Source organism: Asanoa siamensis, assembly GCF_016862555.1.
GTDB lineage: Bacteria > Actinomycetota > Actinomycetes > Mycobacteriales > Micromonosporaceae > Asanoa > Asanoa siamensis.
Genome location: NZ_BONE01000022.1, coordinates 15,400 through 34,148 on the forward strand (window position 1 = coordinate 15,400; position 18,749 = coordinate 34,148).

Consider the following 18,749-nt stretch of genomic DNA (forward strand, 5'->3'; position numbering starts at 1 on the left):
CGGCATGCGACTGATGCGGATCGGCGCGGCCGGAGCGGAGCGTCCCGTCCTGCTCGACGCGTCGGGTCAGCATTTCGACCTGAGCGCCGTCACCGCCGACATCGACCCGGCGTTCTTCGCCGGTGACGGCATCGAGCGGGTACGCGCGGCGCACGCCGCGGGTTCGCTGCCGCTCTTCGACGCGGCGGGCCAGCGGATCGGCGCCCCCATCGCCCGGCCGAGCGTGGTGCTCTGCATCGGGAATGAACTACGCGGCCCACGCGGCGGAGTCGGGCGCGGCCCCACCGGAACAGCCGGTGATGTTCTACAAGGCCCCGAACACGGTCGTCGGCCCGGACGACGAGGTCCTGATCCCGCGCGCGTCGAAGGAGACGGACTGGGAGGTGGAGCTGGCGGTCGTGATCGGCCGCCGGGCCCGCTACCTGTCGTCCCCGTCGGAGGCTCTTGATTACGTGGCCGGCTACGCGATCGCGAACGACGTCTCGGAGCGCGAGCTCCAGCTCCGCCAGAGCGGCGGCCAGTGGTCTAAGGGCAAGAGCTGCGAGACGTTCAACCCGCTGGGTCCGTGGCTGGTGACCGCGGACGAGATCGCGGACCCACAGACCCTGCGCCTCCGCTCCTGGGTCAACGGCGAGCCACGCCAGGACTCGTCGACCGCCGATGGTCTTCTCGGTGGCCACGCTGATCCACCAGCTGAGCCAGATCACGGTCCTGGAGCCAGGCGACCTGCTCAACACCGGCACCCCGGAAGGCGTGGCCCTGTCGGGCCGCCTCCCTTACCTCGCCGCGGGCAGATACCGCCACGGACAACCCGACCGCACCACGTACAAGATCGCGTTGACGACCTCCCGCCGCGGATGCTTCTCCCGCCGCCCCTCCGTGGCTGGTTCCGGCAGCAGCGGCTCGATCAGAGCCCACTGGGCATCGGTCAGATCAGACGGGTAACCACGACGCGGTGACGACACCGTGGCAGCCTGCCCTGCATCGCAGCCCATGTCATCCCGCCGCACCGACCACATGAGACGTTCTCAAACACGCTCTAAGTGCCGTTGCAGTACTAAGAGGTCCTAACATGCCTCGTACCCCCGTTGTCTGTCTGCTGAGGACGGTCATCGATGACGATCACCTGCAGGTGATCTCGGCAGCCAACCCGGACTGGATCTTCCCGTTCACCGGGCTGCAGCCCGCCCAGTTCCGCAAGCTGGTCCGGCTGGTCGCGCAGCGATGCGGCCGTTGATTTTCTTGCCGTTGTCGAAGCCGCGTTTGGCGACGCCGACGGTGTCGGCGGCCTTGACCGTTTGCGAGTCCATGATCGCCGCGGTCGGGGTTGGACCTCGCGTTCCACACCGGTGCGTAGCCGGGCCCGGAGCCGGTCGAGGACCAGGTGCGGCGGGCTCCGGACCCTTCGGTGCCGGCGAGACCGTTGGATTGCTAGCGCTTCGGAGCACCTCACCGCGGCCCAGTCGAAACCGCGCGCGTGGCGCGGACACGGTGTCCTGAAAGAACTTGAAGCGACGCCTGTGGCCTCACCGACCCCGGCCGATGGTGTCGGTAGTGGGCGACTTAACGGCGGAACCAAACTTCTGCGACCTCGGCTGGCGACACCCGATCCCTCATCCAGCTGCAGTCGTCGTCAGCGGGATGGCTGGCCGGTTGACGCCGTGACATCCCACAGTCCACCACCGGGGTCGGGAACTGCTTTGAGCTGTGTGGGCAATGACAGGTGTGTGAACCAATAGTCGAGAGGGCCAGAGATCACATGATCGAGCAGAGACTGGTCGCTGAATCTGGGCGTCGAGAAGGCGACGAGAGCGAGGCGGATGACGCCGTGATTGTCCGGCGATCCCATCTTGAGCCGGAAGTGTTCGCTGTGCTCTTCCGCCGGCACGCCAGCGTGATCAAACGTTACATCGCGCGACGCATCGGCCCGCACGACGCGGAGGACGTGCTGGCGGACACGTTCCTGGAGGCGTTTCGGCAGCGCCAGCGTTACGACAGCAGCCTGGTAGATGCTCGGCCCTGGCTGTACGGCATTGCGACGAACCGATTGGGCAGGTTCCGGCGTACCGAGCTCAAGCAGCTGCGGGCGATGGAGCGCACGGGCATCGATCCGGTGCTGGTCTGCTTTACCGATCGCAGCGACGCCCGTGTCGGCGCAAAGTTGATGAGCCAGCGGTTGGCCGGAGCACTTGGTCGCCTATCGGCTGGTCAGCGAGACGCGCTGCTGCTGATCGCGTGGGCGGAGCTGACGTACGAGGAGACGGCCGCCGCGCTTGGCGTGCCGGTGGGGACGGTGCGGTCACGAATCAGCAGGGCGCGGCGCGCGCTACGTGACGCACTCGGTGGGGTCGACCCGACCGCGATTCAGGAGGGATCATTCCATGGATGAAATGAGCTTGCTCAAGGCAATGCGCTCGGACATACCGAGGCCGGACCTTGAAGAACTCGCTGGAGCCGAGTCGCGACTGCGCGAGGCCGTGATTGCGCGCCGTGGGTCAATGGGGGATGGTCGGTTTGCGTTGCGGTCCTGGTGGCCACGACCGCTGCTGCGCTTGGCGTTACCGGCTGTCGTAGTCGCGGCGGTGGCGGTGGCCGGTGCGGGTGTCGGACTAGTCAGCAAACCAGCGGCCCTGAACCCCCCGGCTATGTCCGTTGCCGACGCGGCAAATCTTCGGCTCGCTGCCGCGGTGAACGCCACGGTGCATACCAGCTTCCGGCTCAAGGTGTCGACCTCGCTGCCTCAGGTGCTCGAAGGCGAATATGACCCGGCGGGTTCCAAGGGATATCTCCGGTCGACGTCTGCGGCCGGTGAGGTGTGGGAATTCAGGATCATCGGCGACGACGGCTACCTTCGATCGGGTCCGAGAAGCGGCAAGCCGACATTCCAGAAACTGACCGGTGTCACGGGCTTTCCGATTCGCGGAGGTGTGAATAACGCGAGAGGCGGGTCACCTACGGTTGACCCCGCCGAATTACTCCGGGCCTTGGAGTCACGGGGGCGAGTCAAAGATATGGGCCCTTCAGGCAGCGGGGCAAACGCGGTGAACACGTATGTGGTCTCGACGGACAGCGCTTCGCAGGACGGACAACGTACGGAATCGACCACTGTCATGGTGGGAGTGGACTCCGGCAAGGTCAGCAAGATTGTCTTCAACGCGCAGGTCGCTGGGCACGATCCGCTTGAAATGACTCTGGAGTTCTCCGGATACGGATTGGTGGTCAATGTCGAACGACCGTAATCCCTCGACAAGTTCCTCGGGGATCGCCGTCCGGGCGCCCTCGGGACGGCCTTGCCCAGCCCAGAAAGAAAGCACATCGGTCGAGCAAGGGAGTATCACATTGGGCACGAGCAACTCTGTTCGTTGGTGGCGACTCGCCGGTTCGTTTTTCGGTGTCCTCGTTGTCGCGTCGGCTGCGATGATTATGCAGGCGCCCGCGACGGCGGCGCTGACGGTGCCCTCCGTGTGCGCGGTCGACAATCTGCCAGTACCCGACATGGTGCCGAGGTCAGTCGTTACGGCTGCCGACCCGACCGGGCGATTCATCTTCGGCCGGTCGTATCCAGAAGACGGCACACACCAGGTGCTCCTCTGGGACAACGGTCAGCCGTCGAAGATCGTGTTCAGCGGCATCGACCCCGCAATCGCATCGGTCAACTCGGCCGGCGTCGCGATCGGTTACAGCTACAACGACGAGGGTGCGCCGGTCGCCTACGTGTACCGCGGCGGCACCGTGACCGGACTTCCGGACGGCACAGGTGTATGGGCCAACAGCATCAATGCCGACGGGGTGATTGTCGGTACACGCGACGACAATCAACCTTTGATCTGGCACACCCCGACGTCGACGCCCGCGAAGCTGAGGCTGCCGATCGGTTACGACCGCGGAGCAGCAAACGCGATCGATGATGATGGCGTCGTGGTCGGCGAGGTATACAATTCGGCCAACCCGACGCGGGTGCCGTTTGTATGGGATTCGCGAGGGGTTGGGCACGCCTTGCCCCTGCCCTCCGGTGGTAACAGACGGTTCGGATCGGTGGCACTTCAAATCCGAAACGGTTGGATCATTGGAGTAGACCGTGACTGGTTCGATAGCCAGGAGAAAGGCGTGCGTTGGAACTTGCGCCTCAACATTCTCGAGAGAGTGCCGGGCATGTTCGGTCCCCCTCGCCGGGTCAACAATTCCGGTTGGATGGTCGGCACCGACTCGGACGGCCACGGTGTCATGTCCGCAGGAGGTCGTATGGTCCGCCTCAAGGACGCGTTCTTCAGCGTACCCGAGACGTACGTCAATCTCCCCATCTCCGTCAGTGACGACGGAAAGATCATCGCGGGCACAGCGGAGGATGAGAGCGGAACCGTCCACGCGGTTGTCTGGGAGTGCGGCTAAGGCGTGCTCCGATAGTGGGCACTTTCAACCTGATCCTGCGGGTCAGCACGAGTACATCGAGGCCGCAGATCGATAAGGGTGATGCTCCTGGTAGGCCGGCACATCGACCAAGGCCCGATGCCAACCGGGAGCTTCGCCTGTGCTGTCCTATCCGTCCACGATCGCGTTGTCCAGCCCAATCCTGAAGCACCTCGCCGAGCGCATCCGCAACCACAGCAACCACCGCCGATCCCGATGGCGGCGTCTCGACGCGGGGACGGCAGGCACTCCTCTGCCTGGCGCACCTCCGCAATGGCGACACCTTTACCCGGCTGGCCGCCGGCTCCGGGGTCGGCGTGACCACCGCATGCCGGTACGCGCAGGAAGCTATAGGCCTGCTCGGGGCGGCCGCCGATGATCTGGCCACTGCCATGGACCGGATCATCGGCGGGCCGCCCCCTGGCGTATGCGATCCTCGACGGCACCCTGATTCCCATCGACCGGGTCGCTGACCAGAAGCCGTACTACTCCGGGAAACACAAGCGTCACGGCGTGAATGTGCAGGTTATCGCCGATGCGGCTGGCCGTCTTGTCTGGGCTTCGCCGTCGCTGCCCGGCTCGGTTCACGACCTGACCGCAGCCCGAACCCACGGCATCGTCGAGGCGCTGACCAGGGCAGACGTGATGACTTTGGCAGATAAGGGCTATCAAGGAGCCCCGCGGCAGCGTGTGGACTCCGTTCAAGCGGAGCCGCTTCTGGCTGAAACTGTCACGCCGGCAGAAGGCCGTCAACTGGGCCAACGCGAAGATCCGCGTCCGCGGCGAGCGGGCGATCGCCACCCTCAAGACCTGGAAAATCCTGGTCAAGCTGCGCTGCTGCCCACGCCGAGCGACCCGGATCGTCCAGGCCATTGTCGTGCTCCATCATGTCGAGAACCCGATCGACCGGGGGTTGAGACGATGGGAAGAGCGGCGGCCTGTTCTACCAAACGGGATCATCGCCCCGATTTCTGTGGAAGCGCGGCACCGACACGGTCCGAGCGAGGCAACGGACGGCGCGGTTCGCGGTCGCCGGCCAAGCCCTCGGGCACCTGTTCAACAGCCACTACCAAGGGACCGTTGCGGCGCATCGTCGTCCCAGCCGAAGGCTGTTGGGCGGTGATGAGCCAAATGCCGGAGGAGGTCAGCCGGCTCAGCGGCGGTCCGTCCGGATCACTGTGGGTCAGCTTGGAAAGGTGGGCCGCGCACCCGGCTTCGTCATCGACGGCACGTCGGTGTCCGGCCATCGCTCCCTCGACCTGGAGGCCCAGTTGCCGTGCCGGCGTGGCGCGGATCAGCAGATCGGTCGTTGCCGCCTCCGACCGCACACTCGTGTCAAGCCGTTCGTCGAAAGCCACCACGCCGAGCGCCGAAAGGAGCTTCGGGCTGGGTCTGGCGCACTGCTTCTCGAAGGGCATAGGGTGCCGCACACCGGAGGCGCCCGGTGGCCCTACCGTGACGTGCGGCGGGGCTACCGGGCGGCATGGGTGCGATTCCGGTCATCCGTCAAGGCCGAGCCGGAATCGCTTGGCGGCGGCTACTGTGGAGGACCGTAGCGGTAGGCGCGGTGATGGTCTGGGTCACCGTGTTTCCATTGCTGTCGGTGGCCTTGGCGCGTAGGGAGACGAAGCCGGCGCCGTTCGGGTGGGGTACGAGGGCGACGCCGTCCTTCACTTGTACCGGTTCCCAGGACGCGCCGTCGTCGCTCGACATCTCGACCCTGCGATTGACGACTGTGCCGCTTGGCCCGTCCGGCTGCGGTTCCACAATCATCGGTACGGCGTGCACGCTGTTTGCGGGTGCGGTGTTGTGCTGGTCGAGCTCGGGTGTGAACCGGATTGACCACAATGGAAGCGCGGCTGGGTTGCTGGGGTCGACATGCGTCGAGCGGAATGTCCAAGCGACGTCGATCTTCGCGGACAGGGCGTAGGCTGTGTTGCGCTCGGCGCGCATTTCCAGCCGGAAGGACGCGTCGCCTGGCGGGACTTGGATGTCGCCCGACGGTCCGTCCAGGCTCGTGACCTTGGTCCCATCCCGGAACAGGGTCGTTTCTCCGGTGGCGATATAGCTTTCCCCGGGCCGGCCGGCTCCGTCGCTGAAAAGCGGCACGTTGATCGAAATGGTGTCGCCGGCTCGTGTCACGCCAGTGAACAGGCCATCCATCGGCGGAAGGGTTGGCGCGAAGACGCCCCGGTTCCACCGTTCGTGATATTTGCGGCCCTTGCGGTACTCGGTGTAGTTCGGCGCGTACGTACCGCCCAGCATCACCTCCCCCAGGATTTCTCGGAAGTCGCCCGCCGATCCGACGCCGGGGTCACTGTTGTAGAACTCCGTACGGGTGAACGGAAGGCGGAAGTCGACGGGTGGGCCGAAGGTGCCGGAATCAAGGTCGAGCACGGCGGACCGGATACTCTTCGCGCCGACCGCGCCGGGATGGGCGTGGGCGAAGTCGGCACGTACCTGAGCCAGGTCACGATCTGCCACGTTCCGTTGGTAGCCGTGCGTCATCCGGCCACGGACCGGGTAGGTCAGCACGTAGAAGTAGGGGCTGTTGTCGGTGTTGCCGTCCGCGTTCGCGTGCGCCCACTGGCCACTGACGATGGAGGAGAAGCCCTCGACCATCTGATCCGGGCCGATCCGGCCGGCGTACATGTTCGCGAAAGAACGGCCCAGAAGCGTGATGCCCGCAGGGGTGCCGCGGTCGTTCCCTGCGCCCAGGTGAGCGTGGACCTGCCTGGCCGAGGGACGTGGCACGGTTACTGAGACCGGTTGTGCCAGCCGGGCGTCGAGGGTGACGGTCACGGGCCGGTCGACGTGAAGTTCGGGTTGGGCGAGCAGAGTGGTGTTTAGCGGTTGTGGGTCCGGCCCGTCGCCCTTGCCCGGGCCGTCGGGGCTCTGCTCCGTGTCGATGCTGCTGATTAGACTGTAGTGCCCTGTCGGCACCCGGACCGTCACGACGCCGTCCTCGCCGCCACCCCATTGGCTGAACCGGAAGAATCCGCTGTCGCGCCTGCTCATGGCGGTGGTGAAGGACGATGTCGCCGAGCCGGCGCGGTCGAGGTGTGCCAATGTCACGTCGTAGCTCTCGACCTCTTTGTGCACTGCGATCGGTGTGTGTATCGCGAGGTCTGCGGCGGTGGCGGTCAGCCAGCCGCCGAGGTATCCGTCCGGTCCCGGTATCCGGGTGTCGGCGTTCACCGACACGGTCGCCTCACCGCCGGCTGGCACCCTTATCGTTGCCGGGCTGACGGTGAAGGTTCCGCTCGGGGTTGCTGTGCCGTCTGGATTGAACGTGTCAGTCCGCACCGTCAGAGTCACGTCCGCTGTTCCCTGGTTGCGGTAGGTGATGGTCCGGGTCAGGCGTGGGTCGTCGTCATGTGGCCAGATCTGCTTGCCGAAGCTGAGCCCGGCAGTAGCGCTTACCACGCTCTGCCGGACCGCCCGTGCCACGTCCACCCGCCCGGCGCCTTGGGCGTACACCCCATACGCCGGGTTCGGCTTCGCTGAGGACATCAACGCCGCCTTGAGTTGCTGGCCTGACCAGTCGGTGTGTCGCTGGGCCAAGATCGCTGCTGCGCCGGCAACGTGGGGGGCAGCCATCGACGTACCCGAGAGGGGGGCGTACGGGTCGCCAGGGTTGCCGGCGCAGCCAGCTCCGGCGTCCTTGCTCCGCGCCGCGTCGATGTTCACTCCAGGCGCCGTTATCTCCGGCTTCAGCGCGTCGTCGGGAGCCCGTGGACCGCGCCGGGAGAAGTCCGCCAGCTCATCCCTGTCGTTGACCGCGCCCACCGTGAGCGCGGACTCGGCGGTACCAGGGGAGGAGACCTCACCCTCGACGACACCCCCGTCGGTGTTTCCAGCGGAGATGACGAACAACGTGCCGTGGCGCTCGCTGAGCGTCTGTACCGCCTCTTCGACCGGGTCCAGTTGCTCGGGATCGTCCTGCCCGCCGAGACTCAGGTTGACCACCTTCGCCCGTTGTTCCTGGGCCGCCCAGGTCATGCCCGCGATGATCCATGACTCGGCGCAACCTTCGGTCACGCACACCTTGCCGTCGAGTAGTTTCGCCCCGGGAGCGGTACCTCGAATTTTGCCGTCCGATCCGGCTCCGGTGCCGGCCACGGTCGCCGCTACGTGTGTCCCGTGGCCGGTCAGGTCGCGATCATCTTCGAAGCCATCGGTGAAGTTGCCCCGACCGATTACCCGCCCGGCCAGGTCCGGATGGGTGCCGTCGATGCCGCTGTCGAGCACCGCCACCGTGCTTCCGGCGCCGGTGTACCCCGCCTCCCAGGCGGCCGGCGCGCCGATCTGCGGCACGCTCACATCCAGCGTCGGCTGCCGCATCCCGTCCAGCCACACCTTCGCCACGCCGGCCCGCAGACCGCGGATGGCCTTACCTGCCTCGGTCAGCGCACGCCAGGACTGGGCCGCCTCGTCCCGCGTCTGACGCACCGCCACACCGTGGACCACCGGCAAATCCCGTGCCCCAGCGAAACCGTCGACAGCGTCAACGCTCCGGCGGGTCGCGGTCACCGTGGCGGCACCGCCAGTCACGATCAACGGCAAGTGGTCCCGGCGGTCGTCGTATCCCAATTCCACGAGCCCGGTCACGTCGAACAACCGCGGATCCAACCGCCCGGCGGCCAGCAACGGGCCGGCGTCGCTCGGGACGACCTGGACCCGATCCCCGGCCCTCGTGGTTACGAACGTCATGCCGGCCCGGCCCGGCCCGGCTTCGGCCGACACCTGACCGCCATCACTGGGCACCGTCACCCGGTCGCCGGTGATCAACGTGACCGTATGCTCCACGGCCGGCGCCGCCGCCGGTCGTGTCGAACCCGATGGCGGTGACGCTCCCGCCACCGCAGCCCCGGAGACGGCCGTCCCCGCCATCAACATTACGGCAGCCGCGAACCCTCCACCGATACGTCGTGATACATCCACTCTTGCTTTCCTTCCCTCGCAGAAGACAGCAGCTGGCTGCGGCCTGGTCAGCCGCAGCCAGTCTCATTGGGTGACTCGACGACCGGACAAGGTCGCTGATCCAGTTCGGCGACATGGCACTGGGAATGGCGAGGCGACCGACGGTCATGTCACGACCGCGCCCACCTGGTCACCGCTACCGACACACGCCTACCTGACGACAGTCACGTCGGTCGGACGCTCGACCTTCACCGGCAGGCCGTAATCGGATAACTCAACACCGTTGTCAATTGCGTTGTGCAAATGTCTGAAGTGCAGGTCAGTCGACCGGGACCGGGTTCGGTGGCGCTTCGACAGTCACCGGCGCGCCGTAGCCGGAGTACTCCAGGACAACCTTGGACCGCTGAATTTCGCCCTGCTTAGAGTCCAGCTGCCAGTCGTAGGTCACCTTCGCGACCCGCATGTCCGCGCCGACGACGATGTCGCCGGTGAAGGAAACGGTCCCCTGGTCCTTGCTGCTCGTCGCTGCGAAGCGGTAAGTGTCCGCGCCGGTCTTCTCAACCTTTCCGCCGCTGCGCAGCGCCACGAAAAGCTGTTGGGAGTCGGCGGCCTCGACGAACGCACCGCGCAGCTTGTCCTCATCCATGTTCAGTGACGTGTGGGTGCCGGGCTGACGCAGCCACTGCGCGCCGTTGCTCATGTAGAGCACCCCGTTGACGAGGCGGTACTCGGATCCGCCCCCGCAGCATCGGATGTACCCGGTCGCGGTGGCCGGGTCGAACGCCATCTCGGTAACCCACGTGGGCTCAGGGCCCGCCATCTTCGCCTCGCCGGTCGCCGTTGTCGTCAGCCGGAAGCTGATGTTCTGGCTGTTGGCAACGGCGGCGACCAGCTCCAGCCCAGCGTCGGTCACGGTGGCCGGCGTCGCCGCCGCACCCGGCTGGACCGACCCGCCGGGCACGGTGGACGGCGTCCCGGCGAACGCGACGGCCGCGACCGCGCCGAGCGCCACGACCGCGAAGGAGGTCCCGGCGAGTGTCGCGGCCCGGCGACGGCGTCCTCGTCGGCCGCGGTCGAGAACCTGCCGCGTCGGCGGAGCGGAATCCAGCTCGTCGTCGACCAGGTCGTGTAACCGGTTCGCCAACCGCGATTCAAATGCGTTCATCGGGTTCACCTGTTCCGTTCCATGATGGGTGCACGCATGAGAGTCCGGAGTTTCTCCAGGGCGCGCGAGTATTGACTTTTGACCGTGCCGACCGAGCAGCCGAGCACCTGGGCAATCTGTCGCTCCGACAGGTCCTCGTAGAGCCGCAGCATGACCACCGCGCGCTGCCGGGGAGGCAACGACATCAGGACGCCGCGAAGGTCGTCGGCATCGGAGTCGGCCCTTTCGGCCGCGGGACGGTCTGGGAGGTCCCCGACGAGGCTCTCCCGTCGTAGCCGGCGCCACATCGAGACCCGGTTGTTCACCAGCACCCGCCGCAAGTATGCGTGCGGATCCTCGTGCTGGGACAGCTTGCGCCACCGTTCGTACATCTTGACAAGGCTGTCTTGAAGCAGCTCCTCGGCTTGCCACCGGTCGCCCGTCAGCAGCATCGCCAGCCGCAAATGGCGCTGCCAGGCCGACTCGACGAAGGCCACGAACGAGGTGTCGGCCGCCGACAGCGGCGCTGCTCGGTGCGTCACGCCTCTTCCACGTCCCACCCGCGAAAAAGGTTGCTCGGGGAAACACAGAGTTCGACGGTGGGCCTGACCCGAGATCAGGAGCCTTCGCGATCCTGGTGGTGCCGAATATGGAGGCGCATCTCTGGGTGAAGCAGCGGGAGGCTTGCGCGCAGGGTATGCATGAGCCCTTTTCATCCTGAGTAGGTGCGCCCTCGGCGGTATGAAGGCGAGGACGGTCTGCGCGTGGCGATGGTGTGCTGGGGCATCAGGTTGGCGGAGAACGCGATGGGTCGTTACGGTCCCGGGGGAGGTCATGCCGCATGGGCTACACCCATTACTTCGACTACGAGCCAACCGATCCACGGTTTCAGCGGGCGTGGCCGCAGATGGTGAGCGACACGCGGAAGATCGTTGCGCGGGTTCACGGTGCGGGCATCGTGCTCCGCAACCCGTTCGGCGCCGGGCCGCCGGTCGTGTCGGTCGAGGCCGCGATCGCCTTCAACGGCGATGAGACACAGGATCTGAGCTGCGAACCCTTGGTTCTCGTGCCCCGAGAAGTTCCGCCCTACCGCCAGTACGGCTTCTGCAAGACTGGACGCTTCCCCTATGACGTGGCGGTGATGGCGGTCCTGCTCCGTTGTCACCTACTTGCGCCGGACGCGTTCACCTTCCACAGCGATGGTCGTTGGGATGAGGATTGGCAGGGGCCGTGGTACAACGGGCTCAGTGGTCGTGGCGTCGTGGCCGAGTTGTTCGGGTCAACGCCTACGGCTTCGCCGTTCGATAACGAGTAAGGGCACGCTCGCAGAGCCGTTTCATCCCGTGTGGTGTGGGTCCTCCATGGCCTGTAAGACGAGGATGGCCTGCACGATTGCGGTGGCGCGGCGTGGACAGCACCGCAGCTTGGCCAGGACCTTCCAGGTCTTCAAGGTGGCGATGGCACGTTCACCGAGGGCGCGGACGCGGGCGTGGGCACGGTTGACCTCCTTCTGCCGTCGAGAAAGGGGAAGCCGCTTCGGGTGGCGCTTGAACGGGGTCCGCACAATGCCGCTGACGCCCTGATAGCCCTTGTCCGCGAACGTTACAACGTTCGCGCTGTTCAGCGCGTCGATCACGCAGTGCTGGCGGGCCGCGGTCAGGTCGTGCGTAGCGCCGGGCAGGATCGCGTACACAAGCGCGGCCACCCGCAGCATGAACTGCTGCAGCGTCGGTGCAGCCGAGGCGAGCAGGTCGACACCCCCGAAGGTATCGCCACGCGGTGGCAGTCCCGACACCGAACCCGACCGCCAGACGGCAAGGGTGTCGCCGTTACGCAGATGAGCCAAGACCAGCAGCGCGCCTGCCTGCCAGCGGGCAGCTTGCGCCACCGCGAGCCGATCGCCTCACGGTGCGCGGGTTATCACCCTGGTCAAGTAGGTCAGGCTACGAGTGGACAGCGGGATGCTGGCACGATAGGTAAGCACCGGCTCATGGACAGACTGGCTGTTCTTGGTCGACTGCCGTCCTACCAGGAAACTAGTCCTATGTAGATCGCCGACGCGCCGGCATCCTCCTGGCCCAAGCCCAGGATGAAAGGTTCAGGTCGCCTTCACTCAAGTTGAACCCCGATTGCCTGGTCCGACCGCCAGAGCCGTCCACTTTGGACAAATGCGGCGGGTCGGCGCTACGACTCTCCACCGCTCGAGCGCAATGCGCCGAGGCGTATCCCGACGGTGATCGGCGGGCACTTCACTGGGCGTCCTGAAGCGACATTTCCAGTCAACATTCCCGCCGAGGCGGCGTCTCGCAGGCGGACGACGGTCAAGACGTCGATCTACACGTGGGGTGTATTGATCAGCTCGGCCATCCGTCAATTGCCAAACCTGAGGTTGCATTGTCTTTCGCCTGTCGGCTTGAAACTGATCTGAAGATGCTTATCAGTAGCCTCATCGCGAATGTTTCGAGCACGGAGGAGCTTCATGCCCAAGTTGCATCCCACAAGACTCGCCGGCGCCACGGTGCTTATTTCGGCGATGCTGGCGAGCGTCGCGGCGCCCGCGGCTCAGGCCGCGCCGGCGGCAGCGCCCAGATTGGAATTGCGAGCGGTGGCCGTCTCTCAGTCGCCAATGGCGCCGCCGGAAGGCGAAATCGGCAAGCACGAAAGAGTGCTCGTGATTGAAGTAGACAACAAACTGCACATCCTCGGCTCCGTGGGGGTGTACGTCTACCCCAACCGGAAGAAAGTTATAATCGTCTGCGATTCGAACGGCGACAATCTGGAGCCAGGCGTGCAGGTGGATCCTTCGGCGGGCGAACCGCTACTTTACCAGGATCCCAATGGATCGCACGCCGGCTGCCTGAACCACGAGATCTACTATCCGGTCCGAAAGTTCCGATTCGCCGCACACCACGCCAACTCGGCAAGTGCGGTGGCATGGTGGGAGTGGTTCGGCGCACCGCCCCTGCCGCACCCGGACTACTGATCGACGGTCGCGTCGACCGCGAAACCCGCGCCTTTAGCTCATGTCCTGAGCCGAAGCGACCGAGGAGCGGTGACCACCACGACTCGCGTGAAGGCGATCTGCAACTGGCGACTGCGAGGCTGGCCGTCGGACGCTCTGATGAGCAAAAGCCCAGTCGTATGCCGCAAAGAAGACATGGTCGTCGTCGGCGGGCCACAGGATTCAGCTTGAAAAGGACAATCGTGAAGATCATCCCGAAAACCCTGGCACGATCCCTTGCTGTTGTGGCACTGGCCGCACCAGCCATCCTGATGGGTAGCGCGCAAGCCAGTGCCGCGGTCCGGATCTTTCCTGCCGATGGGGGCACATGTGTCGGCACTCAAGTGATGCGCTGCCTGGAGCTGCGCTACGACGATGCCAGCGAGCGCTTCCGCGCGCGGGCCGAGATTACGGACGTCGCCGGCGGTAGCGACGCGACCGTCGACATCACCCGGGTGATTGCCGCCGGACAGCTGACTGGTGAATCTCCCGAGCCGAACCCGACGTGGGAGCGCCTGGAGTCTCCTTTCACGACCTGCACGCAGGGCCGCCAGGTATCGGTGGGCTTCTCCGCCGATTTTCGCTGGAAGAACAACGCGACCGGCGCGGTAGGTAGCGAAACGCGTTACGGATATGCCGTCTTCACGTGCAGCTGAGGAAGCCAGCACCGCGCCCAGGCTCTAGACGCGAAAGCGCTGAGCCTGGGCGGGGCCTGCCGGCCACCATCCGCCTGCGACCAACCTCATGACGGACTACACCTAGCCACAGGCCGATCGTGATTGTCGGGTCCCGACGCACGCGCAGCCGGGGGCGACGGCTGGGCTTGCTGCTGCACCGCCGGTGCGCTGTGGTGGTGCGCGCCGGGCCGTGTCGCCATGTCGATCATTCTCCCAGCGGTGAGCCCGCCCTCCAGCAATGACCTCGAACCGATGAACCTTCTGGGGCGTCCGCCCAGTTACAAAGATCTGTGGCGATCGGCTAGCCACACCAAGTCAGGTACTCGGGTGCTGCCCGGCGGTGCACGCACCTCACGCCGCCCACCTGCGCAGGTCCCTACGCTGACTGCCCACCCAGAACCCACGGCGCGGTTAACCGCCCACGTACACGTTGGCGTGGGCACACCTGCGTGTAGCTCGGTTGAGACGGCGCGTTCCGGGATGAGTACGGTCAGGCCGGCGTCGACGAGGTAGCGCGAGGTTAGGTTCAGCGAGGCCCACTGGTCCGGACGTAGCCCGGCGTATTACAGGCAGCCGAGAAGGCGACTAGGCGTGACCCGCTGCGGGTTGCTCGCGTACGGCCTCCGGGAGGCGCGGGTCGCAACTAACCACACTCTACCCGCGCTCACCTTGTACCAGCCCGAGGACGCTTTGCCCCCACGCCGGACCAGATTGGCCACCGTGTCCGCCGTAGTTACGCTCGTTGACGTACAGATATCACCGTCCACGAGCGGACGACTCCTGCCCGGCATGACCGGCACGATCCTTCTCACAATGTGGTGGTACCGAGAAGGAGATGGTCATGAGCTCACCAACTGTCGGCAGCACATCTCGTGTGGTGACGTCGGTCGCCTTGGTCGCTGGTGCGGCGGGGATCTTCCTACAGGGCCTGGCCGGAGTTGACATGCCGGCCGTGCCCCCCGGTGCGGTGATGCTGATAGTCGCTGCCGCGCTGATAGCCCTGACCCGATGGGGATGGGCGCCGATACTGGGCGTCGTCGTCGCCTCGGCCGAGGTCGCCGCGCTGGCCGCGACAGGCGCACTGGCCGACCTGACCGACCCGAGCGCTATGGGTATCTGGCTAGCCACCTGGGTTCGGACGATCGGGGTGGCGTCCGCGTTGGTAGCCGGCGTTGTGGCGATCGTCTCCTGGCGACGAGCCGTCTCCCGTGCACGCGGTGGCTCGGTCGCGGTAGGTGCCAGCCGCTAGCTGGCCGGCGAGCCGCGGCACGTCAGTCGAGCACCGGGTCGTCGCCGATCAGGCGACGGCCCGGGCCGTCGCACCACCGCGGGACCGAAGATCTATGTCTGCGCGGACCTCTATTAGTGATCGTTTGCAAGCTTGCCTACGTAGTCGACTCATGCTGGCGCATTTGGAGCCGGTAGAGGTCGGCGTAGCGGCCGTCCAGGGTCATGAGGGCACCATGGGTGCCGTGCTCGACCATCTGTCCGTCCGCGAGCACGTAAATACGGTCGGCGCAGCGGACCGACGCCAATCGATGAGTAACCAGGACGACGCTTCGGCCGTCATCGGCCAGGCGGCGCACCCGGTCGAACACCTCGATCTCGGTACGCGGGTCAAGCGCGGCGGTCGGCTCGTCGAAGATCACCACCTGGGCGTTTCGAAAGTGGGCCCGGGCAAGGCCAATCCGCTGCCATTGACCGCCAGATAGCTCGGTGCCGCCCCAGAACTCCCGGGCGAGCAGCGTGTCCCAACCTTGCGCCAGCCGATCGATCACCTCGTCAGCGCGGCCGAATCTCGCGGCCTCGGCGAGCACGTCCGGCAGGGGTGGCCGCGTCGGCCGACCGATCGTGACGTTGACTCGTGTGGTGAACGGCCATTGGACAAAGCCTTGGGAAACGAGCGCGACGTTTTGGAACATGCTCGCTCGGTTCAGTTCCCCAGTCGGGCAGCCGTCCCACAGAACCTGGCCTTCAGTGGGGAGGTACAGGCCGACCAGCAGCTTGGCCAGCGTGCTTTTGCCAGAGCCGTTGTCGCCGACCAGTGCCACGACCTCGCCTTGGCGTACGACCACGTCGATTCCCTGCAGCGCCGGCTGCATCGCGTTCGGATATCCGAAAGTGAGATTACGGGCTTCGATGTGCTTAGGCGGGTTGGCGAGCTGGACGCTCCCGCTGCGCATGGCCTCCGCTTCAGCCCGCTCGCAGGCATGCTGCCAGTCGCGGACGAAGAGCCCATCCTCGTACAGGTCGTTCATCGCCGTTACCAGCGAGGTAAGACTTTGGGTGCCGGTACGGACCGCGAGCACGGCGGTGCCCGCGACGGCGAGTGGTACCGCCCCCGTGGCGAGCAACAGGCCGAGGGTGCCGTACGTTGCCACCCGGGCGACGCCCGCTGCGCCGTCAGCCACTAGCAGCGTGCCCGCTTCTCTGGTGGCCAGCCGCGCTTGTTCCCGCTCGGCGAGCTCGGACAGACGGCGGTAATGGCCAAGCAGGAAGTCCCCTGTTTGGTGGGCACGTACCTCCTCGGCCGCAGAGGGACTCGTCAGCAGATCGGAAAGCATTTCCAGCTGTCGGTTGAGCTCGGTCCAACGCTTGAACGACATGAAGCGGGCCCGGGCCGCACGCACCGCCCCCCATGCCGGTGGCAGGACGACAGCGATGAGGAGCGGCAACAATAATGGGTGTAGTACTGCCAGCACCGTGGCGGAGGCGATCAGGCCAGCGGCGGCCTCGGCCAGGCCCACAATGCCGGCCGTTACTTGACGAGCCGACAGGGCGCCGCGATGAGCGGCTGCCAGCAGGTTGTGGAACTCGGCATCCTGCAGGACTGCCAACTCCACCCGGATTGCCCGCTCGAGCAACCGCGTGTAGGCGAGCCGGTCGACTCGCGGCTCGAGCCGTCCGCTGGCCGCCCGGCCGGCCGACGAAAGGACGCTGCGGATCGCGCCCGCAGCCGCCACGGTTAGAAGCTCGGGCAGCGCAGCGATCAGCTGTGTGCGGGTCGGGGGTCCGGAAAGCAGCTCTGTCAATGCCTGGTTCGCGGCCAGCAGCAAGACCGCGGCAGTCGCGCCGGCGAGAACATTCGCGGCGAGGGCGAACGGCAACACCCAACGACCAGCGTCCCACGCGAGCTTGAACGTACCTCCGACCAGGCGAGGCAGCCGCAGGGCCACGGTCCAGAAGCCGAGGTCGACGCGGGCGCCGTCGTGCTGCACCCAGCCGCTCGCCGCTCGGACGCCGGCACCGAACAAGGGATCGGTGGTCGGTGGCCCCGCATCCGCCGAGTATCGGTGGCGGCCACGGTGGCGGTAGGTCGCAGTGTGATAGAGGGTCACGGCATTCAGGCCAGCAGAAACAACCTGCTCCAGGCAGGCGGACGGTCGGCCGCCAACGCGAGTAGGACCAGCGCGACGCCGGCAGCCCCACACAGCAGGCCCGGGTTGTCAACCGGGCTCCCGCCCTGCTCCCAGTCTTGATAGCCGAACAGCGTGTCCGGCGCGTGTCGCGCCAGGAGAAGGTCGCAGAGGTGCTGTGCCCCATCACGGAACGCCGGATGAGCTGTGTCCCACCAGAACAGGGAGGTGGCCAGCAGGTGCCCGGCGATCCCGTGACAGAAGGTGGGGGTCGGATAGGTCGAGTCGTCGATGGGTGGGCGCAGGCTTGCGATCGCCAAATCGATGCCCTTCCCTCGGTAACGGTCATCGTCAAGGGCTTCGCCGGCTAGCCAGAGCGCCCGGGCGACTCCTGGCGCCCCGCTGCACCATGCGAGGCTGACGTCGTCGACGCGCGCTGTGGCGCTCAACCGGTCCGCGATGCGGTGAATTGCCGCGTCCACGACCGGCAGCTCCACATCCGACCTTGATCGTGCCAAGGCAAGTGCCGCCAGTGGACCGGCTAGGCCATGAGCGAGCCCCGCGTCGGCGCTGCTATCCCTGGTTTGGGTGGCTAGTGCCGTGGCTGCCGTTCGCAGAGCCGCGGCGCACTCCGGCTCGGCGTCCCTGAACGTGAGGTAGGCGACCCAGCCTGACATGCCGTGGATGGCGTCGAACTCGAACTCGGATTCGTGAATCAGTGGGAGCACACGGGAATCGAGGCGTGCCCGCAAGCCGCGGTAGCGCCTGCCGCCGCGGCTGAGCATCCACACCGCCGAAGCAGCGCCACAGATGCCGCTGAACAACGACAACAGAACCTGGGGATCGGACAGGCTCGCTACGGCGTTGCTGAGGAACTGGTGGCCGACGCGGTCCCACCCAGCGGCGGGTGATCGTTGGTCGAGCACTGCGCAGACGGCCGCGGCGCCGGCGTCGCCAAGCGCAAGTGAGGCCGGATGCCAGCGCGCGACCGAGAAAACTGTCTGAGCATGGAGCGCGGCGACGCCCGCCTCGAGCCGTTCCGGGGACACCACGGACGCCGCCACGTCCATGCCGAGCGCCGCCGCGCGAGCGGACTTCGCTGGATTGAGCAGACCCAACGGGTTGGCCCCTAGATGCACATGTTCTGCTCGTGCGCCGCCCGCCGACAGGTGTAGCTGCAGCCGTACTTGCACGTGCGAGCCCTCGTCGGGCACGTCTCGGTGTGGTAACTAGGGTGCACC

14 protein-coding genes and 6 pseudogenes are annotated in these 18,749 nt (G+C 66.2%); 10 read left to right on the forward strand and 10 right to left on the reverse strand.

Features of this window, described 5'->3' with window-relative positions:
• Positions 1-66: 66 nt before the first annotated feature.
• The gene (locus tag Asi02nite_RS41605) at positions 67-237 is read right to left on the reverse strand and encodes a hypothetical protein (RefSeq protein WP_239126735.1); all 171 of its coding nucleotides are present in this window, start codon (positions 235-237) and stop codon (positions 67-69) included.
• Positions 238-242: 5 nt separating this feature from the next.
• On the opposite strand from Asi02nite_RS41605, the pseudogene Asi02nite_RS41610 reads away from it, so the two are divergent.
• Positions 243-732 (forward strand): annotated as a pseudogene (locus tag Asi02nite_RS41610) (fumarylacetoacetate hydrolase family protein); the annotation flags it as partial.
• Positions 733-788: 56 nt separating this feature from the next.
• Here the strand turns inward: Asi02nite_RS41610 and Asi02nite_RS15390 are convergent.
• Positions 789-995 (reverse strand): annotated as a pseudogene (locus Asi02nite_RS15390) (transposase); the annotation flags it as partial.
• A 131-nt stretch (positions 996-1,126) separates the two neighbouring features.
• Between Asi02nite_RS15390 and Asi02nite_RS15395 the strand changes: the two are divergent.
• A pseudogene (locus Asi02nite_RS15395) lies at positions 1,127-1,231 on the forward strand (IS5/IS1182 family transposase); the annotation flags it as partial.
• On the opposite strand, the pseudogene Asi02nite_RS41615 reads toward Asi02nite_RS15395, so the two are convergent.
• Positions 1,227-1,337 (reverse strand): annotated as a pseudogene (locus Asi02nite_RS41615) (IS5-like element IS4811 family transposase); the annotation flags it as partial. The pseudogenes Asi02nite_RS15395 and Asi02nite_RS41615 sit on opposite strands and share 5 nt — an antisense overlap.
• 422 nt (positions 1,338-1,759) lie before the next feature.
• Here Asi02nite_RS41615 and Asi02nite_RS15400 point away from each other — a divergent pair.
• From Asi02nite_RS15400 to Asi02nite_RS15415, 4 genes and pseudogenes are all read left to right on the forward strand, one after another.
• Complete coding sequence (locus Asi02nite_RS15400; protein WP_203713539.1) at positions 1,760-2,389, forward strand: RNA polymerase sigma factor; 630 nt, start codon at positions 1,760-1,762, stop codon at positions 2,387-2,389.
• Positions 2,382-3,239: a hypothetical protein gene (locus Asi02nite_RS15405; protein ID WP_203713541.1), complete on the forward strand. Its 858-nt coding sequence runs from the start codon at positions 2,382-2,384 to the stop codon at positions 3,237-3,239. Before Asi02nite_RS15400 ends, Asi02nite_RS15405 begins: the two co-directional genes overlap by 8 nt.
• A gap of 100 nt (positions 3,240-3,339) precedes the next feature.
• The gene (locus Asi02nite_RS15410) at positions 3,340-4,389 is read left to right on the forward strand and encodes a hypothetical protein (RefSeq protein ID WP_203713542.1); all 1,050 of its coding nucleotides are present in this window, start codon (positions 3,340-3,342) and stop codon (positions 4,387-4,389) included.
• Positions 4,390-4,528: 139 nt separating this feature from the next.
• Positions 4,529-5,302: pseudogene (locus Asi02nite_RS15415) on the forward strand (transposase family protein); the annotation flags it as partial.
• A gap of 61 nt (positions 5,303-5,363) precedes the next feature.
• Here Asi02nite_RS15415 and Asi02nite_RS15420 read toward each other — a convergent pair.
• From Asi02nite_RS15420 to Asi02nite_RS15435, 4 genes are all read right to left on the reverse strand, one after another.
• The gene (locus Asi02nite_RS15420) at positions 5,364-5,825 is read right to left on the reverse strand and encodes a hypothetical protein (protein WP_203713670.1); all 462 of its coding nucleotides are present in this window, start codon (positions 5,823-5,825) and stop codon (positions 5,364-5,366) included.
• Between the two features lie 88 nt (positions 5,826-5,913).
• A complete protein-coding gene (locus tag Asi02nite_RS15425; protein WP_203713543.1) occupies positions 5,914-9,216 on the reverse strand; it encodes a S8 family serine peptidase in 3,303 nt (1,100 codons plus the stop codon).
• 433 nt (positions 9,217-9,649) lie between these two features.
• On the reverse strand, positions 9,650-10,342 hold the full coding sequence (locus Asi02nite_RS15430) for a hypothetical protein (RefSeq protein ID WP_203713544.1): 693 nt from the start codon (positions 10,340-10,342) through the stop codon (positions 9,650-9,652).
• A gap of 158 nt (positions 10,343-10,500) precedes the next feature.
• Positions 10,501-11,016, reverse strand: a complete 516-nt coding sequence (locus tag Asi02nite_RS15435) for a SigE family RNA polymerase sigma factor (protein ID WP_239126736.1) — start codon at positions 11,014-11,016, stop codon at positions 10,501-10,503.
• A gap of 299 nt (positions 11,017-11,315) precedes the next feature.
• Between Asi02nite_RS15435 and Asi02nite_RS15440 the strand changes: the two genes are divergently transcribed.
• The gene (locus tag Asi02nite_RS15440; RefSeq protein ID WP_203713546.1) at positions 11,316-11,789 is read left to right on the forward strand and encodes a hypothetical protein; all 474 of its coding nucleotides are present in this window, start codon (positions 11,316-11,318) and stop codon (positions 11,787-11,789) included.
• A gap of 21 nt (positions 11,790-11,810) precedes the next feature.
• On the opposite strand, the pseudogene Asi02nite_RS15445 reads toward Asi02nite_RS15440, so the two are convergent.
• Positions 11,811-12,458, reverse strand: a pseudogene (locus Asi02nite_RS15445) (transposase family protein).
• 495 nt (positions 12,459-12,953) lie between these two features.
• Between Asi02nite_RS15445 and Asi02nite_RS15450 the strand changes: the two are divergent.
• The 3 genes from Asi02nite_RS15450 (at position 12,954) to Asi02nite_RS15460 (ending at position 15,401) form a co-directional block, all read left to right on the forward strand.
• Positions 12,954-13,457, forward strand: a complete 504-nt coding sequence (locus Asi02nite_RS15450; protein ID WP_203713547.1) for a hypothetical protein — start codon at positions 12,954-12,956, stop codon at positions 13,455-13,457.
• Between the two features lie 221 nt (positions 13,458-13,678).
• Positions 13,679-14,131 (forward strand): hypothetical protein, encoded by a 453-nt coding sequence (locus Asi02nite_RS15455; protein WP_203713549.1) that lies wholly within the window; start codon positions 13,679-13,681, stop codon positions 14,129-14,131.
• Between the two features lie 862 nt (positions 14,132-14,993).
• Positions 14,994-15,401: a hypothetical protein gene (locus Asi02nite_RS15460; protein ID WP_203713550.1), complete on the forward strand. Its 408-nt coding sequence runs from the start codon at positions 14,994-14,996 to the stop codon at positions 15,399-15,401.
• 136 nt (positions 15,402-15,537) lie between these two features.
• Here Asi02nite_RS15460 and Asi02nite_RS15465 read toward each other — a convergent pair whose 3' ends face one another.
• Complete coding sequence (locus tag Asi02nite_RS15465) at positions 15,538-17,490, reverse strand: ABC transporter ATP-binding protein (RefSeq protein WP_203713551.1); 1,953 nt, start codon at positions 17,488-17,490, stop codon at positions 15,538-15,540.
• A 5-nt stretch (positions 17,491-17,495) separates the two neighbouring features.
• On the reverse strand, positions 17,496-18,722 hold the full coding sequence (locus Asi02nite_RS15470; protein ID WP_203713552.1) for a lanthionine synthetase LanC family protein: 1,227 nt from the start codon (positions 18,720-18,722) through the stop codon (positions 17,496-17,498).
• Between the last annotated feature and the right edge of the window lie 27 nt (positions 18,723-18,749).